At 44.5% G+C, this 24,797-nt stretch carries 24 protein-coding genes; 13 read left to right on the top strand and 11 right to left on the bottom strand.

The window, feature by feature from the left end:
- Window positions 1-30: 30 nt before the first annotated feature.
- The gene (locus ACTHQF_RS00420; protein ID WP_440427727.1) at window positions 31-258 is read right to left on the bottom strand and encodes a hypothetical protein; all 228 of its coding nucleotides are present in this window, start codon (window positions 256-258) and stop codon (window positions 31-33) included.
- Window positions 259-355: 97 nt separating this feature from the next.
- On the opposite strand from ACTHQF_RS00420, the gene ACTHQF_RS00415 reads away from it, so the two are divergent.
- Window positions 356-706 (top strand): hypothetical protein, encoded by a 351-nt coding sequence (locus ACTHQF_RS00415; RefSeq protein ID WP_440427725.1) that lies wholly within the window; start codon window positions 356-358, stop codon window positions 704-706.
- 10 nt (window positions 707-716) lie between these two features.
- Here ACTHQF_RS00415 and ACTHQF_RS00410 read toward each other — a convergent pair whose 3' ends face one another.
- The gene (locus tag ACTHQF_RS00410; protein WP_440427723.1) at window positions 717-1,940 is read right to left on the bottom strand and encodes an MFS transporter; all 1,224 of its coding nucleotides are present in this window, start codon (window positions 1,938-1,940) and stop codon (window positions 717-719) included.
- Between the two features lie 109 nt (window positions 1,941-2,049).
- On the opposite strand from ACTHQF_RS00410, the gene ACTHQF_RS00405 reads away from it, so the two are divergent.
- Window positions 2,050-2,940, top strand: a complete 891-nt coding sequence (locus ACTHQF_RS00405; protein WP_440427721.1) for a LysR substrate-binding domain-containing protein — start codon at window positions 2,050-2,052, stop codon at window positions 2,938-2,940.
- On the opposite strand, the gene ACTHQF_RS00400 is transcribed toward ACTHQF_RS00405, so the two are convergent.
- Both ACTHQF_RS00400 and ACTHQF_RS00395 read right to left on the bottom strand, forming a co-directional pair.
- Window positions 2,937-3,134 carry a KTSC domain-containing protein gene (locus ACTHQF_RS00400; protein WP_440427719.1) on the bottom strand — a complete coding sequence of 66 codons (198 nt, stop codon included), beginning with the start codon at window positions 3,132-3,134 and terminating at the stop codon, window positions 2,937-2,939. The genes ACTHQF_RS00405 and ACTHQF_RS00400 overlap by 4 nt on opposite strands.
- Window positions 3,135-3,180: 46 nt before the next feature.
- Window positions 3,181-3,756 (bottom strand): thymidine kinase, encoded by a 576-nt coding sequence (locus tag ACTHQF_RS00395; protein WP_440427718.1) that lies wholly within the window; start codon window positions 3,754-3,756, stop codon window positions 3,181-3,183.
- A 167-nt stretch (window positions 3,757-3,923) separates the two neighbouring features.
- Here ACTHQF_RS00395 and ACTHQF_RS00390 point away from each other — a divergent pair, with 167 nt between their 5' ends.
- Window positions 3,924-5,156, top strand: a complete 1,233-nt coding sequence (locus ACTHQF_RS00390; RefSeq protein WP_440427716.1) for a hypothetical protein — start codon at window positions 3,924-3,926, stop codon at window positions 5,154-5,156.
- Here the strand turns inward: ACTHQF_RS00390 and rodA are convergent.
- From rodA to purN, 7 genes are all read right to left on the bottom strand, one after another.
- Window positions 5,149-6,414, bottom strand: coding sequence for a rod shape-determining protein RodA (gene rodA / locus ACTHQF_RS00385; RefSeq protein WP_440427714.1), 1,266 nt, complete (start codon window positions 6,412-6,414; stop codon window positions 5,149-5,151). The two genes, ACTHQF_RS00390 and rodA, sit on opposite strands and share 8 nt — an antisense overlap.
- Window positions 6,411-8,366: a penicillin-binding protein 2 gene (mrdA, locus tag ACTHQF_RS00380; RefSeq protein WP_440427712.1), complete on the bottom strand. Its 1,956-nt coding sequence runs from the start codon at window positions 8,364-8,366 to the stop codon at window positions 6,411-6,413. The genes rodA and mrdA overlap by 4 nt, the downstream gene beginning before the upstream one ends.
- A complete protein-coding gene (locus ACTHQF_RS00375) occupies window positions 8,366-8,881 on the bottom strand; it encodes a rod shape-determining protein MreD (RefSeq protein WP_440427710.1) in 516 nt (171 codons plus the stop codon). The genes mrdA and ACTHQF_RS00375 overlap by 1 nt, the downstream gene beginning before the upstream one ends.
- Window positions 8,874-9,710 (bottom strand): rod shape-determining protein MreC, encoded by an 837-nt coding sequence (gene mreC, locus ACTHQF_RS00370; protein ID WP_440427708.1) that lies wholly within the window; start codon window positions 9,708-9,710, stop codon window positions 8,874-8,876. Before mreC ends, ACTHQF_RS00375 begins: the two co-directional genes overlap by 8 nt.
- A gap of 21 nt (window positions 9,711-9,731) precedes the next feature.
- Entirely contained in the window at window positions 9,732-10,754 is a 1,023-nt protein-coding gene (locus ACTHQF_RS00365) for a rod shape-determining protein (protein WP_440427706.1), read from the bottom strand.
- Between the two features lie 88 nt (window positions 10,755-10,842).
- Entirely contained in the window at window positions 10,843-12,369 is a 1,527-nt protein-coding gene (gene purH / locus ACTHQF_RS00360) for a bifunctional phosphoribosylaminoimidazolecarboxamide formyltransferase/IMP cyclohydrolase (RefSeq protein ID WP_440427705.1), read from the bottom strand.
- Between the two features lie 67 nt (window positions 12,370-12,436).
- Window positions 12,437-13,015, bottom strand: a complete 579-nt coding sequence (gene purN / locus ACTHQF_RS00355; protein WP_440428977.1) for a phosphoribosylglycinamide formyltransferase — start codon at window positions 13,013-13,015, stop codon at window positions 12,437-12,439.
- A 181-nt stretch (window positions 13,016-13,196) separates the two neighbouring features.
- On the opposite strand from purN, the gene rpsT reads away from it, so the two are divergent.
- The 10 genes from rpsT (at window position 13,197) to ACTHQF_RS00305 (ending at window position 24,796) form a co-directional block, all read left to right on the top strand.
- Window positions 13,197-13,451 (top strand): 30S ribosomal protein S20, encoded by a 255-nt coding sequence (gene rpsT, locus ACTHQF_RS00350; RefSeq protein ID WP_440427703.1) that lies wholly within the window; start codon window positions 13,197-13,199, stop codon window positions 13,449-13,451.
- Between the two features lie 57 nt (window positions 13,452-13,508).
- Window positions 13,509-14,207: a RadC family protein gene (radC, locus tag ACTHQF_RS00345; protein WP_440427701.1), complete on the top strand. Its 699-nt coding sequence runs from the start codon at window positions 13,509-13,511 to the stop codon at window positions 14,205-14,207.
- 68 nt (window positions 14,208-14,275) lie between these two features.
- Entirely contained in the window at window positions 14,276-16,672 is a 2,397-nt protein-coding gene (pheT, locus tag ACTHQF_RS00340; RefSeq protein WP_440427699.1) for a phenylalanine--tRNA ligase subunit beta, read from the top strand.
- Window positions 16,673-16,722: 50 nt separating this feature from the next.
- Window positions 16,723-17,013, top strand: coding sequence for a hypothetical protein (locus ACTHQF_RS00335; RefSeq protein WP_440427697.1), 291 nt, complete (start codon window positions 16,723-16,725; stop codon window positions 17,011-17,013).
- 32 nt (window positions 17,014-17,045) lie between these two features.
- The gene (locus ACTHQF_RS00330; RefSeq protein WP_440427695.1) at window positions 17,046-17,336 is read left to right on the top strand and encodes a cell division protein ZapA; all 291 of its coding nucleotides are present in this window, start codon (window positions 17,046-17,048) and stop codon (window positions 17,334-17,336) included.
- Window positions 17,337-17,493: 157 nt separating this feature from the next.
- The gene (rny, locus tag ACTHQF_RS00325) at window positions 17,494-19,056 is read left to right on the top strand and encodes a ribonuclease Y (protein ID WP_440427693.1); all 1,563 of its coding nucleotides are present in this window, start codon (window positions 17,494-17,496) and stop codon (window positions 19,054-19,056) included.
- Between the two features lie 118 nt (window positions 19,057-19,174).
- Window positions 19,175-19,702 (top strand): Mpo1 family 2-hydroxy fatty acid dioxygenase, encoded by a 528-nt coding sequence (locus ACTHQF_RS00320; protein ID WP_440427691.1) that lies wholly within the window; start codon window positions 19,175-19,177, stop codon window positions 19,700-19,702.
- Window positions 19,703-19,814: 112 nt separating this feature from the next.
- Window positions 19,815-22,619 (top strand): TonB-dependent receptor domain-containing protein, encoded by a 2,805-nt coding sequence (locus tag ACTHQF_RS00315; protein WP_440427689.1) that lies wholly within the window; start codon window positions 19,815-19,817, stop codon window positions 22,617-22,619.
- A gap of 168 nt (window positions 22,620-22,787) precedes the next feature.
- Entirely contained in the window at window positions 22,788-24,185 is a 1,398-nt protein-coding gene (locus ACTHQF_RS00310) for a hypothetical protein (protein WP_440427688.1), read from the top strand.
- Window positions 24,186-24,283: 98 nt separating this feature from the next.
- On the top strand, window positions 24,284-24,796 hold the full coding sequence (locus ACTHQF_RS00305) for a DUF6705 family protein (protein ID WP_440427686.1): 513 nt from the start codon (window positions 24,284-24,286) through the stop codon (window positions 24,794-24,796).
- The last annotated feature ends 1 nt before the right edge of the window (window position 24,797 follow it).

The following is a 24,797-nucleotide window of genomic DNA, read 5'->3' as shown; positions in this document are numbered from 1 at the left end:
CGCCAGGTATGCGCCTGGGCAACAACCGACCTAAGCTAAATCGCGGTGAACCAGGATTGCTTCCCGAATGGAGTTTAGTAGCGGCAAGTCAATCTCACAGTCTACGGTTTTACAATGCTCATGACTTTCACCATCAATCTGGATCATGCCGATGCGTTCTCCGGCCTTATGGATCTCGTATTGATTGTCGCCCAGTTCTGTAATACTAAAAATCTGGAGGGTGTCGTTATCTGGTATTTCAATGCGGAATTGTTTCATTATTTATTTGTTTTAATATTTAACAAAGACCCAGGTTGATTGTTTATGCTATTAGACCTAAGCAATTTGATTGTTGGACAATTTTAATATTAAACCTATGGAAACCCAGGAAAAAAACATTTTAGAAACTGGCGAATATACGCCGAGTGAGCCGCTAACGTCAGGAACAGGATCTAACCGCTCGCTTGCTACAGATGGTCCATTGGCGCAAACCCTGGATGATGATGACGATGACCTAACCGACATTGGTACACCACTGGACGACGACGATGATGACGAATTGGTAGATGGTGATATTCCGGATGATCTGGATGCAGACTTCGATGACGACGATGACTTACTTGCAGATGATGATGATGACGATTTCGACGACGATGTCACCAACGTTCATGAAGATGATCTGGATACTTTAGATGGCCCTTTAAGGGACATCAACAATCCAACCTAGCCATTAACGCTTATTCAAACGCAAGGTGTTTCGCTGCATTCACCTTGTGTTTGTAAAACATAAATCCTGCTGTTGCAAGCAAACCGATGCCCCCTGCGATGGTCAGGGCCATTCGTGGGCCAAAAGCATTGGCCGTCCAGCCGATCAATAAACTACCGATCGGTATCATACCCTGATAAGCCATAACGAAGTAGCTGATTGCCCGTCCACGCATTTCCGGGATGGCGTGTGTCTGGATGTAGGTGTTGATGGAACTCGTTTGTGCCATCATGCCGACACCTGTTATGGTCATGAAGAACAAGGCTATTGGCAAGGATCCGGCTACGGATAAAAAGATTAGGCTAAACCCAAAGATGATACTTGCCACCATGGTAATCTTTACCAGGAACTTTGAAGATTTCAGATTGGCCATATACATGGCACTAGCTACAGATCCCAGACCGGCTGCACTTTCAAACCAACTGAATGTTCTGGCCGTTCCATTGAAGATGTCCTTTGCGAAGATCGGCATCAGCGTATTAAAAGGAATGACGAATAAGCTGCTGATCCCGATCAGGATGATCATGCTGCTGAGCTCCTTATCACCCACAACATACTTAAAACCTTCTTCAAGTTCAAGCCAGATGCTTTTCTGACTTGGTTCTGTGATCGTCAGGTTTAGCTTCATCATGAAGAGACAAAGCAGTACCGGAATGTAGCTCAGGAAATTACCAATGAAACAGAAGTCTTCACCGAAGGCGCTTAGCAGAATCCCTGCCAGTGCCGGGCCAGCAATTCTGGCCAGGTTGGTCATGGTTGAATTCAACGCGATCGCATTTGGAAGATCCTCTTTATTGTCGACCATCTCCACCATAAGTGATTGGCGGCAGGTCACATCGAAGGCATTGATAATACCCTGCAGCAAACTGAGTGCAATGATCATGGGGATGTTGTAGAACTGAAAGAAAATTAGTGCAGCGAGTGCACCCGCCTGAAGCATCGACACGATTTGCGTAATCATCAGGATCTTGTAACGGTCGTAGCGGTCGATAAGACTCCCTGCAAAAGGTGATAATACCAGAGAGGGGATAAGACTTACAAAACCTACCAGTCCGAGTAGCAGTGCTGAGCCAGTCAGTCTGTATACCAGCCAACTTACGGCCGTCTTCTGCATCCAGGTTCCAACAAGTGAGATGGACTGTCCGTAGAAGAAAAGCTTGAAGTTGCGGTACTTTAAAGATCTGAATATGCTCATAGTTAGTGTGATTTTTACACTTACAAATATCCATATAATATAAACAGTAGTAAAATTGATTGTTTTAATGATATTGATTAGTTTTATCGATGATTGACCGGGGGGATTTATGGAATTAAGACAACTGAACTACTTCATTAAAGCTGCTGAGCTGTTGCATTTTACAGAAGCTGCGGCGGCATCCTTTGTTACGCAATCGACGCTTTCGCAGCAGATCAAGCTGTTGGAGGATGAGCTGGGTATGCTGTTGTTTGACCGGGTAGGTAAGCAGGTGCGACTTACGGAAGCGGGCAAGGTTTTCCTGGGGCATGCAAGGCAGATTCAGCTGGATGTAAAGCGTTCCAAACAGGCCATTGATGAACTCAATAATCTGGTGACCGGCGAGTTGAGGATTGGTGTAACCTATGCTTTCAGTTCCATGTTATTGCCCGCCTTGCCGCCATTTTCCTCTAAGTATCCCGGCATCAAGATCGTTGTGGAATATGGAACTGCGGGAGAGTTAGAGCAGAAGCTGAAGATGGCCGAGCTGGATGTGATACTGGCATTCCATGAGAAATCCGAGGCTGACGATCTTGGCCTGGAGATGCAGCATTTATATGCCTCCCGTATCATGATGGTGGTCTCGAAAAGACATCCCCTGGCAGGCCTGAAGAAGATTTCGCTGGCTGAGCTGGGAAAGGTCGAATTGATCCTGCCGAGCAAGGGTTTTAGTTCCAGGGATCTGTTGGATAGCCTGTTCAGTCGCGGTAAGATTACGCCGGTCATAAAAATTGAGATGAATGATGTACACTCGTTGCTGTCGATGGTAGATGAGGGCAACTGGGCAACGATCATCAATGAGAAAGCTATTCTAACCTGGGAAGATCTGGTTGCCATACCGATCTCGGGTAAGGAGTATTACAAACAGGCTTTCATTCTCTGGCAGAAAGGGGTGCATAAGAAGAAATCAGCCACCCTGTTTATAGAGGAGCTCTTCCGTATTTTGCATGTAGGTGATTAAACCAGTTCTTCGAAGTCGTACAAGTCTTTGATGTAGTTGTTGAAATATCTGCCTTTAGACACAGCGCCGCGCATGCCTACATAGATCTGCTTGGGTACGGCTTTGTAGGCGTAAACCTTTCCAGAAACAAAGGTAATGGTGAGGATGTGCTGGGCGGCGTCATATTCGTAGGCATGGATGACAGAAGAAGGCATGTTTCAAGGTTGCTGTTGAACCTGAAGCGTAAAAACTATGCCAGCCCTAATCTTTGCTGTAAAAGCAGCATCGGCACCTTGGCTCATAGCTCTCTTTTTCACCGAGCAGCACTTTGGAATCGTTGGTGACGGTTCTATAGGAATACATGGCCGGGCTGCCACAGCGTACGCATACGGCATTAACTTTAGTCACATGTTCTGCAATCGCCATCAGTGCCGGCATCGGGCCGAAGGGTTTACCGGAGAAGTCCATATCTAAACCCGCAACGATAACCCGGATACCTTTATTGGCGAGTTTGTTGCAGACTTCCGGCAGTTCATCGTCAAAGAACTGTGCCTCATCTATACCTACAACCTGAGTATTGGCCCCCAGCAGGAGTATTGCAGAAGAATGATCAACCGGGGTGGATTGTACGGCATTTGCGTTATGGGACACCACAGCAGATTCGTCGTAGCGGATATCGGTTTTGGGTTTGAAAATCTCGACGTTAAGTTTTGCTATCTGAGCTCTTTTTAATCTTCTGATCAGTTCCTCGGTTTTACCGGAAAACATAGATCCACAAACTACTTCTATGCTGCCACAATATTCGCCTCGTCTGTAATTCTGCTCACTAAATAACATTCAAATTCTTGTTTTTGGGGAAGGAAAGGTTGTTACCTTATGGCTACAAAAGTAACAAAAAATGTAACAACCGCCGGGATTTAAAGCCTGCTTTGATATTGTTAGTTCCATTCGCTTATATTTGAAATAAGGAAAAAACATTAAACATAAATCTCCGTTTAATAATCATGATGAAACAGGAAGATCTTTTGAAAAAAACAGGCGCGATCCTGAATGAACTTCAGGAACAATACCAGTTCATGTCAGCGGATCCACAGCAGATCAGTGAGCTGGAACTCGAGTTATTTCTCGCCAATGCCAATTTTTTATCGGAGCATGTGCAGATCTTGAAGAAGATCAGCAGTTTTCATCCCGTAAAAGCCTTGCCGGAACATGCACAGCCATCCTTGGATGACAGCAATGCCGGGGAGACGAAGGTGTTTGACGATTTCTTTACCCCAGATAAGGAAACACCGACCTTTGAATTTATTGTTAATGAGCGGAGGGAGGAGCCACAGCTCGTCGCTGGGAGTGCAAGTCAGGTGATTGATCCGAACCCGCCGGAGGAAGATGGAGACGACGACTACCCGGAAAAGGAATTGTACGAGATCGAAGAACCGGAGGAGGAACCCTATGAACAAGCTCCTGTGGAGGAGCCAGTGGAGGATCCGAAACCTGCAAGCCGCTATGTACATCCGGTGTACAGTAACATAGACATCAGTAGCATCCCACCGGAACAGATTGCCCATGATGAACCGGTTGCAGAAACTGACCCGGTGGAGGAAGAAGATGAAGTTGGACCGGAGCCTTTCCTGGTTGCACAGGAACAAGCAGGCAGACCTGCAGCAACACCTGAACCAGTGCCGGCACCTGAACCAGCACCTCAACCACTGCCTGCGCCAACGCCAGTTGCAGCCGCAGTACCAGAGCCCGTGATCCCGGTGTTTACAACGCCTAGTCAGCCTGCCGCACCAGCAGCACCTGCAGTCTCGCCGGAGATAGAACCTGTTGCGGAGCCTGCAAGAACTTATACCGAGCCAGAAAGACCATACGCAGAACCTGCAAAGCCTGCAAGCGTGCAACCTGCAGCGGCGCCAACGCACCAGCCGACCTTAAATGAACTGCTTGCTGCCAGCAGGCAGAGCAGCAATGCGCGTCCGGAGCAGGAAACCTCCAAACCGGTGATTCAGGATCTGAAGCGTGCAATCAGCTTAAATGAAAAGTTGTTGTTTGTTAAAGATTTATTTGACGGTTATAATCTGGCCTATGCAGAGGCAATTGACCTGCTGAACAAAATGCCGGATTTCCAGACTGCAGATACCTTCCTGCAGAAGCATTATGCAACGAAGCACAACTGGGCGGCAAAACAAAGTACTGCAGATCAGTTTTATGAACTGTTACACCAGCGTTTCCCTAAATAAAGCCCATCCGGTTGGCATCCAGCTTCAGGAATATAAATAGCAATACACTGAAACTCCATAGCGAAGATCCACCGTAGCTGATAAATGGCAGTGGAATTCCGATGACCGGAATGATGCCGATCGTCATGCCGATGTTGATGAATACGTGGAAGAAGATAATGCTGGCTACACAGTAGCCGTACACCCTGGAGAAGGTAGAACGTTGCCGCTCGGCAAGATTGATCACCCGGAGCAGCATAAAGCAGTACAGGCCAATTACAACACTGCAGCCTACAAAACCCCATTCTTCACCGATGGTAGAAAAGATAAAGTCGGTACTCTGCTCTGGAACGTAACCGTATTTGGTCTGGGTTCCTTGTAGAAATCCCCGTCCTAAGGTCTGTCCCGAGCCAATTGCGATCTTAGACTGAATCACGTTGTAACCCGCACCTTTTGGATCCGTCTTCAGCCCGAGCATGATCTCAATCCTGCTACGTTGATGGGGTTCCAATACCTTGGTATAGGTTAGTTTAACGACATATAGATAAGCTATCGAAACAATTGCCGCGAGTACAATGGTGAAGATCATCTTTTGCTTTCTGCGGTTCTGATAAATGAAGAAGGCCGAGACCATGACAATAATGAAGATGATCAGGCCGATGGGCATCAGAAAGTCCGCGATGAACAATACGATCATGCCCAGGAATATAAGCAGGAAGTAACCTGAAAGGCCTTCCCGGTACAGGGGGAACATGAAAGAAAGGAATACCAATGCGGAACCGGTATCTGGTTGCAGCATGATCAGCCCAAGCGGTACCAGCACGATCAGCGCTGCAAAAGCGATGGATTTAAAGTCGCGCAGTTTCGGATTGAAGGTGCTGATGTACCGCGCCATCAGTAGTGCAGTACCAAACTTCGCAAACTCCGAAGGTTGCAGCCTGAAGCTTCCGATGGGGATCCAGGCCTGGTTACCGGCAACATTCCGGCCCACAACCAGTACGGCCAGTAAGAGCAGTATTGTAGCCCCATATATGATGGGGGAGAAGACGCTGAAGAACTTCGCATCTACCAGCAGGATGGAGAAGCCCAGGATTAGTGCAGTAAGGATAAAGATAAGCTGCTTACCATAGTTGCTGCTGAAGTCGAACACGTCAGCCGTATCGGGGTTGTATACCGAAGCATATATGTTGATGAAGCCGATGGTACAGAGCGCAACAAAGATGAGGATAGTTATCCAGTCTACGTTAAAAAAGAATCTGTTGCCTTGTTGTGTACTCATTTAGTGATTTCAATTGGTTTTGGCTGCGCCGTGATCTCCGTCACCGGGGTAGCTTCCAGTTTTGCAGGTAATTGTTTTTTCGTGGTATCCTCCGTTTGCTTCGGCTGGTATTTTACTTTTGGCTTCGGCATAATTGGTAACACCACTTGTTTTTTCATCCATTCTACCTGTGCCTGACGACCTTTGGAGATGGAGTCCGTTAAATATTTTTCAGTGATGTAACTGGCGATCGGTGCAGCATAGGTACTTCCGTAACCGGCATTCTCCACGATTACCGCAATCGCGATCTTCGGATTATCACGTGGTGCGAAACCGATGAACACCGAGTGGTTCTTACCGTGTGGATTTTGAACGGTACCCGTTTTCCCGCACATGATGATGTTCGGCACGCGGGATAGCACCGCAGTACCCCATGGACTGTTTACCGCTTCCTGCATGCCATCGATTACGGGTTCGAAATGTCTTTCTTCAACACCAACAAAGTTCTTTTGTACATATTCCTTGCTGATGGTCTTCTTTTCGCCAATGGCTTTGATCAGGTGCGGTTTAACATAATAACCTTTGTTCGCAATGATGGCCATAATGTTGGCCATTTGCAGCGGTGTGGTGTTCATTTCGCCTTGTCCGATGGCCAAGGAGATCACCGTGGTATAGCCCCAGTACTTACCAAAGCGTTTGGTGTATTCGTCTGAAGTAAACAGGATACCCTTTTTCTCAAAGGGGATATCGATCTCGAGCTTTTGCCCGATGCCCCATTTACGCACTTTTTCTTCCCAGTTGTTGTAGGCAGCAATCTTGTTCTTGAATTTTTTCTGGGTCATGATGCGTGCGAACACATTACAAGCATAGGTATTGCAGGAACGCGCGAGTCCGCGGCGTAGACTGATGTTTCCATCCACGTGCTCACATTTCACCACGTGATTGCCGGCGCGGTAGCCACCAGGGCAGTTAAAAGGCGTTTCCGGGTCGATCACACCTTCCTGTAAGCCGATTAATGCGTTTACAGGTTTGAAGGCCGAACCCGGAGAATAATAACCAGATGTTGGTCGTACCAGGAAGGGGCGGTTCGGGTTACCGAAGATCTCCATGTAGTTGTTACCCTGACTGCGGCCAACCATCCTGTTCGGATCATAACCTGGGGCACTTACAAAGGCCAGCACTTCACCTGTCGCGGGTTCTATGGCGACAATACTGCCGACTTTATTCTGTAGCAGCTGCTCACCCAGTTTCTGGATGTCCATATCCAGCGAGGAGTAGACCTTTTCTCCTGCACGGGCAAGGGTATCAAACTTTCCTTCCGCATAACTTCCCTGTGGTACGTTACGGGCATCATAGAGCATGTTAATTACCCCACGCTCGCCACGGAGTACATCATTGTATTGCTTTTCAATTCCAGCTTTGCCGATGTAATCACCAGGGCGGTAATAGCCGTTATTCTCTTCGATATCTTTCTTGGTTACCTCTTTTACGTAGCCAAAGAACTGTCCGGCCACGCTGTCCGGGTAATGCCTGATGGTTCTGTTCTGCACCATAAAACCTGGAAACCTGGAGAGTTTCTCCTGCAGCGAAGCATAGATCTGCACGGAAAGTTGTTTCTCGAAGATCGATGGCTGGTACCGGGATTGGTTCATCGCCTTGGTAAAGCGCTTGTGAAAACCCTTCATGTCAATACCAATGGTATTGCATAGATCCAGGGTATCAAACTCCTTTACCTGATTGGGGATAACGATGAGGTCGTAAACGGGCTCATTTTGCACGAGCACCTTACCCTTGCGGTCGTAGATCACTCCACGCGCAGGGAAAGTATAGATCTTCTTGAGCACGTTACTTTCTGCCGAGATGAAGTACTTATCGCTACCCACCTGTATGTAAAAAAGCTTGGCCATGAGGATCAGGCAAACCAGGATAAACAGACCCTGGATCGTATATTTCCTGTCGAACAAATTGTCCATTAGCGTAATTTCCTGTTATAAAAAACGAATTCTATCAATAGAACGGTTAACATGGTTAATAAACCACTAAATAAACACCGCATTAAGGTGTAAGAGAGCTCTGTTAATTTAAAGGCTTCCAGCAAGTAAAGTACCAGATGATGTGCAAAGATACAAAGTAACGCATAAAGCGAAAACCACTTAAAGCCCATATTTCCAAGTGTTGGTTCGGGTTCATCGAAGCCGTCGCGGTTAACGCTGACGCTGATGAACAGGATACGAACATAGATGAGGGTAACACTTGCGGCCACGTGCACGCCGATGGTGTCGTAAAAAGCATCGAGAGTTATGCCGGTGACAAATGCAATCAGGTACAGCAATAAGTTTGGTGTACGGAATGGCAGCAGGAGTAAAAACAGCACATACACAAAGGGTGTTGCAAGGTTATAGAAGCCCAGGTTCCGCAGCAGGAATACCTGAATGAAAAGGAGGAGCATCCACCTGACGATGTTGATGAAAACTAATTTACTATTCATTGGGCAGTTTTGCTTCTAAAGCCTTCTCTTCCTGGGCGAATTTATGCTTAATGACATTCACGTATTGTAAGGTACTGAAATCATTGAACAGTGCGATCTCGATGGTCAGGAAGTTATCGCCGGTAGCGATACCGGTGTTGCTTACCCGGCCCACGGGAATGCCCGGAGGGAAGGAGCCGAACCCGGAGGTCACCACGGTATCTCTCAGGTTAATCTTGTATTGATTGGGAATCTCTTTCACGTAAGCTTTGCGGAAGTCTACATTGCGGTCGCCCCAGACCAGTGAGCCCAGCGCGTTGTTCTTTTTGATGTTTACGCTGATTTTGGTGTCTTTATGCAGTAAGGACTGGATGGTGGCCAGGTGTGGTGACACATCACGTACAAAGCCGACAACACCTTTATCTGCTGCGATAACGGCCATGCCGGGCTCAATACCATCAAGGGAACCTTTGTTGATCGTGATGATGTTATTCCTTAAAGTGATGGAGTTTTTGATAACCCTGGCGGCAAGGTAGGTGTATTGGTAGTTGGTGGTGGTATCCACCACTACCGTGTTCTTGGCAGAGTCGATGTTGCGCAAGGCAAAGATGGCCGTATGTAGTCTGGCATTTTCCGCTGCCAGACTATCATTAACACGGCCTAAGTTGATGTATTTCTTGAAAACATTCAGTTTTTCATAAGCGTTGCCAATCACTTCATTCGCAGAATTCACGGCAGCACTTTGCTGATAGATGTTGTTTTTAACAGTTAAAATCAGTCCTACAGAGAAAAATATGATGAATAGAAAAAATGCGTTGTATCTGTTTATGAAAATCCAAAGGTTACGCATAGTTGAGGTTCACCACCGTTTTTATTGCATTAAAAATTTATAACCACCGATGTTTTTAAGGGCGATACCAGTACCACGAACAACCGCACGAAGTGGATCTTCGGCAATGTGAACCGGCAATTTGGTTTTAGCTGCAACACGTTTATCTAAACCACGAAGTAAGGCACCACCACCAGTCAGGTAAATACCAGTCTGATAGATGTCGGCCGATAGCTCTGGTGGCGTAATCTCTAGCGCTTTAAGAATCGCTTCTTCGATCTTGGAAATGGATTTATCCAGACAGTGTGCGATTTCAGTGTAAGAAACGGTAATCTGCTTTGGAATACCAGTCATCAGGTCCCTTCCCTGAACGGCGAAGTCCGAAGGTGGATCAGTTAGTTCGGGCAATGCAGCACCAACTTCGATCTTGATCTTTTCCGCGGTACGGTCACCGATCATGATGTTGTGCTGACGACGGATGTAGTTTACGATATCAGAGTCGAAGTTATCACCGGCTACGCGGATACTTTGGTCACACACGATACCAGAAAGGGCTATTACAGCAATCTCCGTGGTACCACCACCGATATCGATGATCATGTTACCCATAGGCTCTTCCACATCGATACCGATACCTACAGCAGCAGCCATCGGCTCGTGAATTAAATAAACTTCTTTAGCACCGGCAATTTCAGCAGAGTCACGTACAGCACGTTTTTCAACTTCTGTGATACCGGAAGGGATACAGATCACCATGCGAAGGGATGGGAACATCCAGCCTTTTCCACCATTAAGCATGCGGATCATGCCTTTGATCATGGCTTCTGCGGCATTAAAATCGGCGATCACACCATCTTTTAATGGACGAACGGTGCGGATATTATCATGGGTTTTGCCTTCCATTTGCATGGCTTGGCGTCCTATAGCTATAATTTTGTTTGTCTGGCGGTCGAAAGCAACGATAGAAGGTTCGTCAACTACTACTTTATCGTTATGTATAATCAGGGTATTTGCGGTTCCTAAATCTATGGCAACCTCTTGTGTAAACCAATTAAATAAACCCATTTATAGGTGATAATTTAAATATGAAAAATTCTGTGTACTATAAGTAATGTAAAACTACAGCTTTTTATTGTATCCGCGGAAAAAAAACTTAGTGTTTGAAATGCCTGATACCAGTGGTTAACATTGCTATACCTTTCTCATTTGCCATATTAATCGAGTCTGCATCTTTGATCGATCCACCTGGTTGTAAAACAGCAGTAATGCCAGCATCTGCAGCGATTTCAACGCAGTCCGGGAAAGGGAAAAACGCGTCAGAAGCCATCACTGCACCTTGCAGGGTAAATCCGAACGATTCTGCTTTAACGATCGCTTGTTTTAAGGCGTCAACCCTGGAGGTCTGACCCACACCGCTCGCTACCAACACCTGGTTTTTAACAAAAACAATGGTGTTTGATTTGGTATGTTTTACAATCTTATTTGCGAAGAAAAGATCCTGTAATTCCTGTTCAGTAGGTTGTTTATCCGTTACTGGTGTCATTTGTTCAGGGCCTTCAATGCTTAGGTCTTTATCCTGCTCAATAACGCCGTTCAATAGGGTCTTGAACTGTTTTTTAGTCAGCTCGACATCGTTACGTTGAAGGATAACGCGGTTTTTCTTTGCGCGGAAAAGCTCCACTGCTTCAGCCTGGTAAGATGGTGCGATCAGGACCTCAAAGAATAATTTATTGATCTCGGTTGCGGTAGCAAGATCGATCTCGCGGTTAGCGATAAGTACGCCACCGAAGGCAGAAACCGGGTCACAAGCAAGTGCATCATTCCATGCTTCCAGAATGGTTGCTCTTGAAGCGACACCACATGCATTGGTATGTTTTAAGATGGCGAAAGTAGGTGCTTCAAATTCATCGATTAAGGCAACCGCTGCATCAACATCCACGAGGTTATTATAAGAAAGTTCTTTGCCATTTAATTTGGTAAACATCTCATCCAGGTTGCCGTAAAAAACACCTTGTTGATGTGGATTCTCACCATAACGTAATACCTGTGCTGAAGATATGTTTTGCTTGAAAACGTTAATTGGCTCTTCGTTATTGAAGTAGTTGAATATTGCAGTATCGTAACCTGAAGACACGTGGAATGCTTTTTTAGCATATGCTTTACGCTGAGCTAATGTAGTCTCGCCATTTTGTGTCTCCAATTGTTGTTGTAAGGTGCTGTAATCGTCTTTAGAGGCAAGGATCACGACATCATTAAAGTTTTTCGCTGCTGCGCGGATTAGGGAGATACCGCCGATATCGATCTTTTCGATGATCTCCTGTTCTGTGCCACCTGCTTTTACGGTTTCTTCAAATGGATAAAGGTCTACAATAACAAGATCAAGCTCTGGAATTTCATAAGAAGCAATCTGTTCCTGATCTTCTTTTAAGCCTCTACGGTTAAGAATTCCACCAAATACTTTCGGGTGTAAGGTTTTTACGCGGCCACCTAAAATAGAAGGGTATCCGGTTAAATCTTCTACTGCCGTTACTGGTAAATTAAGGTCTTTTATAAACTGCTCGGTACCACCGGTAGAGAATAATTGAACACCTTGTGCTGCCAGCAGACGTACTAAAGGTTCTAAACCATCTTTGTAATAGACTGAAATTAAAGCGTTTTTGATCTTTATTGATTGACTCATCTGTGAAGAATTTTGAGCCGCAAAAGTAGCCTTTTTTGATGATTTATTTTAAGGACCTGCAATAAAACTACTCAGGAAGCTTTTTTAGGATATTTTCAACAATTTTAGGGTAGTGTAAATGTTCTAGTTGCTGACCTTTGAACTTGATCATTTCCAGGCTGTCATTCTTGTCTATCTTATACTTAGCCTGGAAGATGTATTCACCTTCGTCATAGTGTTCGTTCACGTAATGAATGGTTATGCCGCCTTCAACCTCTTTTGCTGCAATAACAGCATGGTGTACATGATCGCCATACATACCTTTACCGCCAAACTTCGGCAGGATAGCAGGATGGATGTTGATTATTCTATTCCGGTAGCGTTTAATCAGATTTTCAGGAATAAGCCATAAGAAGCCTGCAAGTACGATCAGATCGATATTCAGATCATTAAGCAGATCCAGTATCCGGTCTGTTTTGTAGAATTCATTTCTGTCGAAGATGTGTACGGGAATTTCGAAGTTGTCTGCACGTTGAATAACGTATGCATCGGGGTTGTTGGTTAACACAAGCGAGATTTCGGCTGCTGTGCTATCCTTAAAGTACTCCATTAACTTTTGAGCGTTGGATCCTGAACCTGAAGCAAAGATGGCAATTCGTTTTTTCACTGTTAGTCTTTTTTTCAAAAGTAACAATTTAGCCTTTAAATTCGTATTTTGGCGCTTTATTAGCAGGAAATGCCCGTGGTTTAATCTGTTAATAAAAATATTCTCACAAGGGTTTTGTAAATTAAAAACATAAGTTCTATATTTGCAGTCCGAAAAAAATAGAAATTATAGGCTAAAAACAATGGCAAATCATAAATCAGCTTTAAAAAGAATAAGAGCAAACGCAGCGAAGCGTTTACGTAACAGATATCAGGCAAAAACAACTCGTACTTTCATCAAGAGATTACGTGCTGCAGAAGATAAGAAATCTGGTCAAGAATTACTACCTAAAGTGATCTCTATGTTAGACCGTTTAGCTAAGAAAAACATTATTCACAAGAACAAAGCAGCTAACAACAAATCGAAGTTAACTAAATTTGTTAATGGCTTAGGCTAAGTATATACTTACAATATTCCGAACGGGATAAGCGCTGCTTATCCCGTTTTTTTGTTTATGGATTTTTATGAACAAAAACTAGGAATTAAGATGTGGGCCGAAGCTGACCGGCCCAGGGAAAAGCTGATGCTTAATGGCAGACGGCAATTAACGGATGCGGAACTGGTAGCCATCTTAATTGGCTCGGGCAGCCGGACAGAAACTGCGGTCGACCTGAGTAAGCGTATGCTCACAGCCTATCAAAATGACCTCGATGCTTTTGGAAAGGCTTCAATCAAAGAACTGTCTAAGTTTAAGGGAATCGGAGAGGCAAAAGCAATTGCCATCGTTGCAGCGCTGGAGCTCGGTCGCCGGCGCAAGGAAACGGCCAGAGCGGAGGTTGTTAAAGTTGGCAGCTCCCATGATGCCTTTCAGCACCTCCATGCCGACTTTGCAGACCTCAATCATGAGGAGTTCTGGATGCTGCTCCTGAACCGTGCAAATCACGTGAAGTCTAAACACCTGGTTAGTAAAGGTGGGCAGTCCGGCACGGTTGCAGACCCCAAAATCATCTTTAAAACCGCACTGGAGCATCAGGCCGCGTACATTATCCTCGCACATAATCATCCTTCGGGAAATCTTAAGCCAAGTGCAGAAGACATCAAGCTTACCAAAAAGCTTGTGGAAGCGGGCAAGCTGCTGGACTTGCTGGTGGTAGATCACCTGATCCTTGCAGACCATTCCTACTATAGCTTTTGTGATGAGGGCTTGATCTAGGGATTTGCTGCCTCATGGAACAGCAACAGCATAATTTTATATCTTTGCGCTTTATACTGAGTAATATCATGAAAATTTCATATAACTGGCTTAAGCAATTCATCCAAACAGATAAAACTCCACAGGAACTATCCTTGATTTTAACGGACATTGGTTTGGAGGTTGAAAGCGTAGATAAAGTACAGCCGATTGTAGGTGGCCTGGAAGGATTACTGATCGGGAAGGTGATGACCTGTGTACAACACCCGAATGCTGATCGCCTGCGCGTAACTACTGTTGATGTTGGCGGCCCTGAACTGCTACAGATTGTTTGTGGAGCACCCAATGTTGGCGAAGGACAAAAAGTTGTGGTTGCAACCGTAGGTACAACGGTTTATCCAAATGAAGGTGAAGCTTTTAAAATAAACAAATCCAAGATCCGTGGGGAGGTATCCGAAGGGATGTTATGTGCTGAAGATGAAATTGGATTGGGTGGCTCGCATGCCGGCATTATGGTGCTGGATGAAAACACGCCGATTGGTATTGCTGCAAAGGATCATTTCCAAATGGAAGATGATTTTGTGTTTGAGATCGGACTTACACCGAACCGGGCCGATGCAGCCTCACATCTAGGTGTGGCCAGAGATCTTGCGGCTTACTTCCGCAGCTCCGTTACGATGCCGGAGGTGGAAGCTTTTAGCGTTTCAAATGAATCTCTAAGCATTCCAGTAAGTGTAGAAGACCAAACGGCTTGCCCACGCTATAGCAGCGTGACAATTTCTGGTGTAACGGTAAAACCATCACCAGACTGGTTGCAGGATAGATTGAAAGTAATCGGCATCAGGCCAATCAACAATATCGTAGACATCACGAACTATGTGCTTCATGACCTCGGTCAGCCGTTACACGCGTTTGATGCAGATCAAATTCAAGGAAGTGTAATCGTTAGGAAATGTGCGGAAGGCACCTCCTTTGTAACCCTAGATGGTGTTGAACGTAAACTCTCTGCTGAGGACCTGATGATTTGTGATGAAGCAGGTCCGATGACGATTGCCGGTGTATACGGCGGTAAGAACTCGGGTGTAACAGAGCAGACCACAAACATCTTCCTGGAGAGTGCTTATTTCAATGCTGTAAGCGTACGTAAAACCGCTAAAAGACATGGACTGAAAACAGATTCTTCTTTCCGCTATGAGCGGGGCACTGATCCTGAAATCACGGTATATGCTTTAAAGCGTGCGGCATTATTGATCCAGGAGCTTGGCGGCGGTACCATCAGCAGTCAGGTGGGTGACCTATATCCGAATCCTGTTAAGCCATTTGATGTAGAAGTAAGCTACGAGAATATTCAATCTTTAATTGGCGTTCAGATCCCGGAAACACAGATCAGGGAAATCATAGAAGCACTAGGTATGCGTGTAGCTGCCGAAACAGCAGCTGGTCTGCACCTTCAGGTGCCTGCATACAAAGTTGATGTAACCAGGGAATGTGACGTGACCGAAGAGGTACTTCGTATTTATGGATACAACAACATTCCTATTCCAACCAAGGTAAATGCAAGTTTGTCTTATGGCGTAAAACCAAACCGGGAGCAAACACAGCACGTCATCGCAGATATGTTAACGGCGAACGGTTTTCTGGAGATCTGGTGCAACTCGTTAACCAAGGCTGCTTATTCCAAAAATGAAGAAGAAGCGGTAAAGATCTTAAATCCCCTGAGTTCCGACCTAAACGTGATGCGCCAAAGCCTGCTTATGCCCGCACTGGAAAGCGTTGCCTATAACCAGAACCGCAAGAACGCAGACCTTAAGTTCTACGAATTCGGGAAAACTTACCACCTGATCAACGAGAAATACGTGGAAAGACCACGACTACTAATATTGGTTTCTGGCAACCTGCAAACAGAGCAGTGGAATCAAAAACCACGTACGGTAAGCTTCTATCATGTCAAATCAACAGCAGATGCCGTAATGGGCCGGTTGGGATTGACCAACTTCCAGATTGAGGAAGTGGCTGATGAAAACTTCGCTTACGGCTTAAAGTATTTCCGTGGCGACAAAACCATCGTGACTTTTGGTGCAGCAACAGCAAAGGACCGTAAAACGGCCGACGTAGACAAAGACGTATTCTATGCGGACTTTGACTGGGCACTGCTGATGGATATGGTTAGAAAAAACAAAATCATCAACAAGGATATACCAAAGTATCCTGCGGTTCGTCGTGACCTTTCTATGTACGTAGATCTGGCCGTGACTTTCGAGGACTTAAAAGGGATTGCCTATAAAACAGAGAAGAAACTGATCAAAAACATTCAGGTATTCGATGTTTATATGGGGGATAAAATTCCCCAAGGGAAAAAATCTTACGCTTTAAGTTTTACGTTACAGGATGATAATCAGACCTTAACCGACAAGCAGATCGATGCGGTTATGCAAAAGATTATTTCTAACTTAGCCCAAACAGCAAAAGCGGAGATAAGAAAATAATATATTTTTTTATTTTAGCAAGGTTTTACAGCTAGATTAACAGATAACAAATGTCCACGGTAGCAGATCAATTAGATTCCGTACTACATAAAACAGCTCGCCTGATCGAGTTGTGTAATGCGCTTCAGGAGGAAAATGACCTGCTTAAACAGGAGAATGAATCTGTAAAAGCTGCTTTAACAAGCTCACGAACCAAGAATGCAGAACTGGAGGAGAAACTAAGGGTTTTAAAGCTTGCCAAAAGCCTGGAGGGAACCTCCGAAAAGTCGCTTGACATCAAACAGAAGATCAATGAATTTGTACGGGAGATTGACAAGTGTGTTGTATTACTGAAGAAATGAGCCATACCATAATAGTGAAACAAAGCTAAGAAATGGGAGAAATCTCGATTAAAATATCTATATCTGACCGTATCTATCCTTTAAAGGTTGCTACGGAAGAGGAGGAAATCGTAAGGCGTGCAGCCAAGGTTATCAATGAACGTATCAAAGATTATCAGGAAAACTATGCGGTAAGAGATAAACAGGATTTACTCTCTATGGCATTGCTGCATTATGCAACTGCCGCCTTAAGGGTGGAATCTAAGGTGCAGGATCAGGATACAGCCGTTACAGAAAAAATAGAGGAGTTGGATAATTTATTAAACGACTTCTTTTCAAAATAGGGCGTTCTTTATACTTTAGCAAAGAAATTTAACCGTTGTTAAATTTTAAGTTTCATTATTATAATTTTAGAGGGTGGAGTCATACCAGACTTGTTCCTTTTAATGGTATGTACAAGAAATTTAAATTTTAATAACGGTTTTTTTATATATAAATAAAATGGAAATAGTAGGAATAATAGGATACATACTCGCCGGCCTTGCAGTCGGGATTATCACAGGGCGATACCTGTTAAGGAGTTTACTGAAGAAGCAGGAAATTGCTGCACAAACGAAAGTTAAAAAGATCTTGAAAGATGCCGAGACTAAGGCGGAGATCATGAAAAAAGATAGGCTTCTTGAAGCCAAAGAGAAGTTCCTTCAACTGAAGGGCGAGCATGAGCAGGAAGTAAATGCTAAAAACAACCAGATCAATCAGCGTGAAAACGCCATCAAACAGAAAGAACAGTCTTTAAACCAAAAGCTGGAGAACCTGAATCGCAAAGAGCAGGAACTTGACAATCAAAGAAAGAACCTGGAAAAACAAACAGATATCGCTGTTAAGAAGCAGGAAGAGGTAGAGCACCTAAAAACCCAGCACGTGAAGCAGCTGGAGACCATCGCTGGTCTAAGCGCTGAAGAAGCCAGAAATCAACTTGTAGAGAACATGAAAACTGAAGCCAGGGCACAAGCCATGATTCAGGTTAAAGATATTGTAGATGAAGCTAAACTTACTGCAACTAAAGAAGCCAAGAAAGTCGTAATTCAAACCATTCAGCGTACAGCAGTTGAAGCGGCAATTGAGAACACGGTTTCTGTGTTCCATATTGAAAGTGATGAAATCAAAGGTCGTGTAATTGGTCGTGAAGGACGTAACATCCGTGCACTGGAAGCTGCAACCGGTATCGAGATCATCGTTGATGATACCCCGGAAGCCATCATCCTTTCAGGATTTGACCCGGTAAGAAGAGAAATTGCCCGTCTGGCATTACACCGCCTGGTAACGGACGGTCGTATTCACCCGGCGCGTATTGAGGAGGTGGTTGCGAAAACCAAAAAGCAGATCGAAGACGAGATCGTTGAGATCGGGGAACGTACCGTGATCGACCTTGGTATCCATGGCTTACACCCGGAGTTGATCCGTATGGTAGGTCGTATGCGTTACCGTTCATCGTACGGCCAGAACCTGTTACATCACTCCCGTGAGGTGGCTAACTTCTGTGCAACGATGGCAGCAGAACTTGGCTTAAACGCTAAAATGGCCAAACGTGCCGGATTACTACACGATATCGGTAAAGTGCCTGATGATAATCCAGAACTACCTCACGCAATCCTGGGTATGCAGCTTGCAGAGAAATATAAAGAACACCCAGAGATTTGCAATGCCATTGGTGCCCACCACGACGAAATCGAAATGACCTCTATGATTTCTCCAATTATTCAGGCTTGTGATGCCATTTCTGGTGCACGCCCTGGAGCAAGACGTGAAGTTGTAGAAAGCTATATCAAACGTCTGAAAGAACTTGAAGAGCTAGCCTTATCATACCCTGGTGTAGAAAAAACATTCGCTATACAGGCAGGCCGTGAATTAAGGGTAGTGGTAGAAAGTGAGCGTGTAACTGACCAGCAGGCTGAACTGCTTGCGGCAGATATCTCGAACCGTATTCAAACCGAGATGACTTACCCAGGTCAGATCAAGGTTACGGTAATTCGCGAAACACGTTCCGTATCATTCGCTAAATAGAATAATAAGATTAGGCCAGGGCAGTTGCGATTAAACCTGCAACACCAGCCAGATTAATCTTACCGAATTTATACATGGAAAGCGGCAGTTTATCTGCCGCTTTTTTTATTTTTACCACATGGCCAAGATCCAGAAGCAAACAACAGCAAAAGCAATTCAGAAACGGGAAATTGATGTACTTTTCGACAAGTATGCAGAGAGTCATCAAAACCCAACCAATAAACTGATCCATTGGATCTGCGTTCCGCTGATCGTGTTCAGCCTGCTTGCGCTGGTATGGGCGATACCCTTTCCGCATCTGGAATTCCTGGGTAAGTACAATGGCTTTGTAAACTCGGCATCCTTCCTTATTGCTTTTGCCATCTATTATTACTACAAGCTTTCACCGGTGATGTCTTACTTCATGCTTATTGCGGTGTTTATCATGAGCTTTTTCATCGTTATGCTGGAGAAATGGGAGCAGAGTGGCGGCCCTGCCATGTGGGTATCAGCACTGGTAATCTTTGTGTTAAGCTGGGTTGGTCAGTTCTATGGGCACAAGGTGGAAGGGAAGAAACCCTCCTTTTTGGACGATGTTAAATTTCTGTTAATCGGCCCAATCTGGCTTTTACACTTCATCTGTAAGAAAATCGGCCTCAGATACTAGTTAGAGGCACATTTAACATCAGCTTAACACAGTCTTTAATGAATGGTAATGCTAGGCTAACTTTGAGCTAACAAGCTCAAGCTACTTTTGCTTTAAATTAAAATTAAGCAAATTGAAAGCAAAAGTTAATTATACGCGCAGCGTATTAACCCTTCTACTTCTTTTCATCAGCAGTTTCAGTATCGCTGCCCCAATCGGAAAGATTTCCGGAACGGTAGTGGACAAGAAAACCGGCGAAACCCTGGTCGGTGTAACCGTTAAAATTGCGGGCACCAAAATCGGTGCATCTACCGATATCGAAGGCAGATTCCTGATCGCTGGTGTAGCTACCGGACGATATACCCTCGAAGTATCTTATGTTGGTTACGTTACACAGACCATCTCCGACGTGGAGATCAAAGAGAATACCATTACCCCGCTAAATGTCGTACTTGAAGAATCCTCTGAGAATAACCTGTCAGAGGTTAAAATTACCTACAAGGCTAACCGGGAGTCGGTCAACAACCTTTATGCGAACCAGAAGGCCAGCATCAACATCTCCAGCGGTATCTCTGCAGAACTGATCAGAAGAAGTCCTGATAAGAATACCTCAGAGGTATTGAAACGTGTTAGTGGTGCGAGTATCCAGGACAACAAGTTCATCGTGGTGCGGGGATTGTCTGATCGTTATAATTCAGCGATGCTGAACAATGCCGTTTTACCTAATACCGAGGTTGATAAGAAAGCATTCTCCTTTGATATTCTGCCTTCTAACCTGATCGATGCCATCGTTGTAAATAAAACCGCTTCAGCGGATATCCCTGGAGATTTCTCTGGTGGTGTTGTACAAGTGACCACGAAAGATTTCCCAGATACCAAGTTCCTGAACTTCTCTCTAGGTACAGCGTATAACTTCCAGTCGGCATTCAAAGACTTTCAGCGTTCTGAAAGAGGCGGTAGCGAGGTGTTTGGCTTTGCAAACAAGGACCGCGAAATACCTGCAAACTTCCCTTCGAAGAATCAGTACCTGAGCTTACCCCTCAATGAACGTGTGGCACTTTCCAGACAGTTCCCTAATAACTGGGGGTATAACAACGTGAAATCTGTATTAGGCCCGATCTTTCAGGCAAACTATGGTACCAGCAAGCGGTTTAAAGACGACAGCCAGTTTGGAACCGTACTATCACTATCTTACCGTTATGATGAACGTTTACGCAAAAGCGAGCAGATCGCCTTTATGGGAGACGCCATCGGTGATCGGTTCAGTGACAACGTATTCAACTACAATACAAACATCGGTGGATTGGCAAACTTTGCCTATTCCTGGGGAACCAACAAAATCGCGCTGAAGAATATCTATAACCGCGTATTGGAAAACCAGTTCACTGCACGTGAAGGTATCGATGATTCCGGAAGCGGATTCTTCAGAACAGCAGATTATCTGCTTCAACGCTCTTTAATCTCCACACAACTTACGGGTAATCACCAGCTGTCTGAAAAGAGCAAGATTAAGCTTGACTGGAACCTGAACTATGCAAACACGGATCGTAAAGAACCAGGTTTCAAAAGAATGGAGTATCAGCAGGAGAGCGGTCAAGGTGGGTATACCCGCGCAAGTATTCCTTCCTCGGGGCAAGCAGATCCAAGGCTTGCTGGAGATTTCAACTCCCAGCTGAATGAAAACTTATACGGTGGAGCGTTAGACTTGACCATTCCAGTTAGGTGGATACAGGAGAAAAACAAGATAAAACTCGGTTATTTTACTCAATACAGGAAGCGCGACTTCGCTGCTAGGGTACTTGGATTTATAAGAAATGGCCAGTTTGATGCAGATCTGTTAAACCTTCCGCAAGATCAGATCTTTGCACCTCAAAACATTCGTGAAAATGGTTATGTGTTAAGCGACATCACAAACGGTTCGGATGTCTATGACGCAAATTCTTTCCTGAATGCAGGTTATGCCATGTTTGATGGTTTTGTAACCGAGAAACTAAGGATAGGTGTAGGTGCCAGGTTGGAGTCCTACAATCAAAAGCTGAATAGTGCAGATAATGCCGGTACTGAAATAAATGTAGATACCACGTATGTTAACCTGTTGCCATCCCTTAACCTGATATATAATTTAACTGAAAAAGCAAGTGTGCGTTTATCCGGTTCACAGACCGTAGGTCGCCCGGAGTTCAGGGAGATCGCACCCTTTGGCTTTTATGATTTCAACAAAAACGTAACTGTAGTAGGTAATCCAAATCTGAAGCAATCTAAAACGACCAATGTGGATCTTGGCTATGCACTTTACCCATCTGCGGGACAAGTATTCTCCGTTTCTACCTTTTATAAAAAGTTTGATTTGCCTATTGAACAGCGGCTGGAGCTGGGTAGTACCGGAAGGATCTTCGGCTACGGAAACTCCGAATCTGCCACCCTATACGGAGTAGAGATGGAGTTTAGAAGACCATTAGACCTGATCAGCGAAGATTTAGCGAACTTCACATTCAGTGCAAATGCTTCCTATATGAAATCAGAAGTGAAGGTATCCACAACGATAAATAGTACTGGTAAACGCCCACTGCAAGGTCAATCTCCATACTTGATTAATGTAGGTTTGCAGTATAATTCAAAAGTTGAAAACTCGACTGGGATAAGTTTACTATATAACCGGATTGGAAAACGCATCTGGGCTGTTGGTAATGTGATCGATCCGGATATTTATGAAAATCCAAGGAACGTTCTTGATTTGCAGCTATCAAAACGCTTTGCAAAATCGAGGGCTGAGATCAAGCTAAACTATAGTGATATCCTGAACAACCGTGCAATCTATTATCAAAAAGCAAAAGGTGCAGATCCTGATGCATCGTATGACAAACGTACAGATAAGTTGAATATCGCGGATACCTTTGGTTCCACGCTTACGATCGGTTTTTCTTACCGGATCAAGTAAATATAAATACCTATTCCTGCAAACAGCTATGGCGACAAACGCTATAGCTGTTTGTGTTTACCGACAAGTTGTTCATGTTAATTTAACAACAAACAAAGGTATTGGTAACCCTTAACTAACATCCCGGTAACATACCCGACCTACTTTTGATTAAACAAAATAGCAAACATGAAAAGTAAATTTAACCTTAGTCTTATAGCCGCAATGATGGCAGGAACCGCTCTGATGAGCAGCTGTTCAAAAAGCGACGATCCGACTGTTGACCCAATTGTTGATCCGGTTACTCCACCTACAGGCTCTGATGCATCTCTTGCAGATTCATTCTTTGATAAAGTGGCTTATAAAGGTGCTTTTGGAACAACGGACTGGACTAAAGACTGGACGAACTTTGATCCTAAAACTACGGTATACCCTGCTACAACGGAAACCCTTGAGGGTACAATATCAGCCAACAAAACGCTGGATGCTTCTAAAGTTTACCTGTTAAAAGGTTTTGTTTATGTTACCGATGGCGTAACCCTAACCATTCCTGCCGGAACAATTATCCGCGGTGACGAGGGGTCAAAAGCATCCCTAGTAGTTACCAGAGGTGGAAAAATCATGGCTGAAGGTACTGCATCTAAACCAATCGTATTTACGTCAAACAAAGCTGTAGGTTCTAGGGCGCCGGGTGACTGGGGCGGAATAATAATCCTCGGAAAGGCTAAAAACAACATTCCTGGTGGAGAAGGGCTAATTGAAGGTGGTTTCACAGAGCCTTTCGGAAAACATGGCGGCAGCAACGATGAAGATAACTCAGGTGTACTTAAATATGTTCGTGTAGAGTTTCCTGGTATTCCATTCGTGCCAGGTAACGAAATCAACGGTATTACTTTCGGATCCGTTGGTAGAGGTACCACGCTTGACTATCTACAGGTATCTTACTGCGGAGATGACTCATATGAATGGTTCGGTGGAACAGTAAATGCAAAACACCTTGTTTCAATCGCCAATATCGATGATGTATTTGACTTTGATAATGGGTATACCGGTAAACTACAATACTTAGTTGCGCAACGCGATCCTGCATTAGCGGATCAGGCGGGTCAATCTAACGGCATTGAATCAGATAACTCTGAAAAAGCGTTTACAACTGAGCCAAGAACACGTCCGGTAATTTCAAACCTTACCTTAGTCGGTCCGGGTACACTAAGCGATGGTAAACATGAAAATGCGAATCTATGGAGAAGAGGTTCTAAAATGGTGTTGGCAAATTCTATTTTCATCAATGCCAGATATGGTATCGACATTCGTGATAAAGAAACAGGAGATGCATTAACCGATGGTAGCTCATTGATCAAGAACAATATCTACCAGGCGAATGAAGCAGGTAAAGAAGTGATGGCAAGCGGTGCAACACCATCATTCGCTAACGTAGATCTTCTTAAAACCTACCTGACTTCTAAAGATAATGTGTTCATTGAAAAGGCTTTTGCTGACGCATTGCTAACAACACCATACAGCTTAACAGCACCAAACTTTACAGTGAAAGCTGGATCAGCCGCCGCTTCAGGTGCCTCATTCTAGAACATTGTGTGTTAAATAATCTAAAACTAGAACGCGTAGCGCCGAAAGGCCTGCGCGTTTTTTCATGCTAGCCAGCACAGACCATCATCCAAGCAATTATGAAGATTTTACGCACATTATTCATATTATTCCTCTCCATATCTTCCTATGCACAGACGATGGAGATCAACGGTAAAACCTACAAGAAAGGCGATCGTATCGAGACAGCAAATGTTACCCCTTACGAGGGTATATGGGAATGGAAAGACAATAACCAATTTTTTAAGCTTAAGCTTTATAAGCGTGTCGTTGATTTTGCTGGTAATAAGGATTATACCATGGAGGTTTTACTTGGACAGTACCAATATAAAATTAATGAAGTTGAAAAGTATAATTCAGTAAATGACACCACCAGATCTAACCTTGCTGCTGGCAATATTCAAGATGGAAAACTGATCTTCTTTATCACCGATGGCACCACCAAATTCAGAGGCAAAGGTACTATGGAGCTTCTTGACAGTGGTAAAATGCGCTGGCATATAACTCCCAAAAGACCAGAGTGGCGATTCACCAAGGATCAGATCATGAGCTTTTCGATCCCCTTGGAAATGATCTTATCCAGGCAGCCTTAAT

Origin of the sequence: Pedobacter sp. SAFR-022 (genome assembly GCF_051965375.1) — a bacterium.
In the GTDB taxonomy this organism is placed as follows: Bacteria; Bacteroidota; Bacteroidia; order Sphingobacteriales; family Sphingobacteriaceae; genus Pedobacter.
This window is presented reverse-complemented; position numbering and strand designations above follow the sequence as displayed.

Excerpts from the sequence above, each read along its gene's own strand:
- mrdA (WP_440427712.1), bottom strand. The coding sequence starts at position 8,366 with ATGGACAATTTGTTCGACAGGAAATATACGATCCAGGGTCTGTTTATC.
- ACTHQF_RS00335 (WP_440427697.1), top strand. The coding sequence starts at position 16,723 with ATGTCCACGGTAGCAGATCAATTAGATTCCGTACTACATAAAACAGCT.
- ACTHQF_RS00405 (WP_440427721.1), top strand. The coding sequence starts at position 2,050 with ATGGAATTAAGACAACTGAACTACTTCATTAAAGCTGCTGAGCTGTTG.
- ACTHQF_RS00310 (WP_440427688.1), top strand. The coding sequence starts at position 22,788 with ATGAAAAGTAAATTTAACCTTAGTCTTATAGCCGCAATGATGGCAGGA.
- ACTHQF_RS00400 (WP_440427719.1), bottom strand. The coding sequence starts at position 3,134 with ATGCCTTCTTCTGTCATCCATGCCTACGAATATGACGCCGCCCAGCAC.
- rpsT (WP_440427703.1), top strand. The coding sequence starts at position 13,197 with ATGGCAAATCATAAATCAGCTTTAAAAAGAATAAGAGCAAACGCAGCG.
- mreC (WP_440427708.1), bottom strand. The coding sequence starts at position 9,710 with ATGCGTAACCTTTGGATTTTCATAAACAGATACAACGCATTTTTTCTA.
- radC (WP_440427701.1), top strand. The coding sequence starts at position 13,509 with ATGGATTTTTATGAACAAAAACTAGGAATTAAGATGTGGGCCGAAGCT.
- ACTHQF_RS00375 (WP_440427710.1), bottom strand. The coding sequence starts at position 8,881 with ATGAATAGTAAATTAGTTTTCATCAACATCGTCAGGTGGATGCTCCTC.
- ACTHQF_RS00410 (WP_440427723.1), bottom strand. The coding sequence starts at position 1,940 with ATGAGCATATTCAGATCTTTAAAGTACCGCAACTTCAAGCTTTTCTTC.
- ACTHQF_RS00415 (WP_440427725.1), top strand. The coding sequence starts at position 356 with ATGGAAACCCAGGAAAAAAACATTTTAGAAACTGGCGAATATACGCCG.
- ACTHQF_RS00330 (WP_440427695.1), top strand. The coding sequence starts at position 17,046 with ATGGGAGAAATCTCGATTAAAATATCTATATCTGACCGTATCTATCCT.
- rodA (WP_440427714.1), bottom strand. The coding sequence starts at position 6,414 with ATGAGTACACAACAAGGCAACAGATTCTTTTTTAACGTAGACTGGATA.
- purH (WP_440427705.1), bottom strand. The coding sequence starts at position 12,369 with ATGAGTCAATCAATAAAGATCAAAAACGCTTTAATTTCAGTCTATTAC.
- ACTHQF_RS00390 (WP_440427716.1), top strand. The coding sequence starts at position 3,924 with ATGATGAAACAGGAAGATCTTTTGAAAAAAACAGGCGCGATCCTGAAT.
- ACTHQF_RS00305 (WP_440427686.1), top strand. The coding sequence starts at position 24,284 with ATGAAGATTTTACGCACATTATTCATATTATTCCTCTCCATATCTTCC.
- ACTHQF_RS00420 (WP_440427727.1), bottom strand. The coding sequence starts at position 258 with ATGAAACAATTCCGCATTGAAATACCAGATAACGACACCCTCCAGATT.
- rny (WP_440427693.1), top strand. The coding sequence starts at position 17,494 with ATGGAAATAGTAGGAATAATAGGATACATACTCGCCGGCCTTGCAGTC.
- ACTHQF_RS00320 (WP_440427691.1), top strand. The coding sequence starts at position 19,175 with ATGGCCAAGATCCAGAAGCAAACAACAGCAAAAGCAATTCAGAAACGG.
- ACTHQF_RS00365 (WP_440427706.1), bottom strand. The coding sequence starts at position 10,754 with ATGGGTTTATTTAATTGGTTTACACAAGAGGTTGCCATAGATTTAGGA.
- pheT (WP_440427699.1), top strand. The coding sequence starts at position 14,276 with ATGAAAATTTCATATAACTGGCTTAAGCAATTCATCCAAACAGATAAA.
- ACTHQF_RS00395 (WP_440427718.1), bottom strand. The coding sequence starts at position 3,756 with ATGTTATTTAGTGAGCAGAATTACAGACGAGGCGAATATTGTGGCAGC.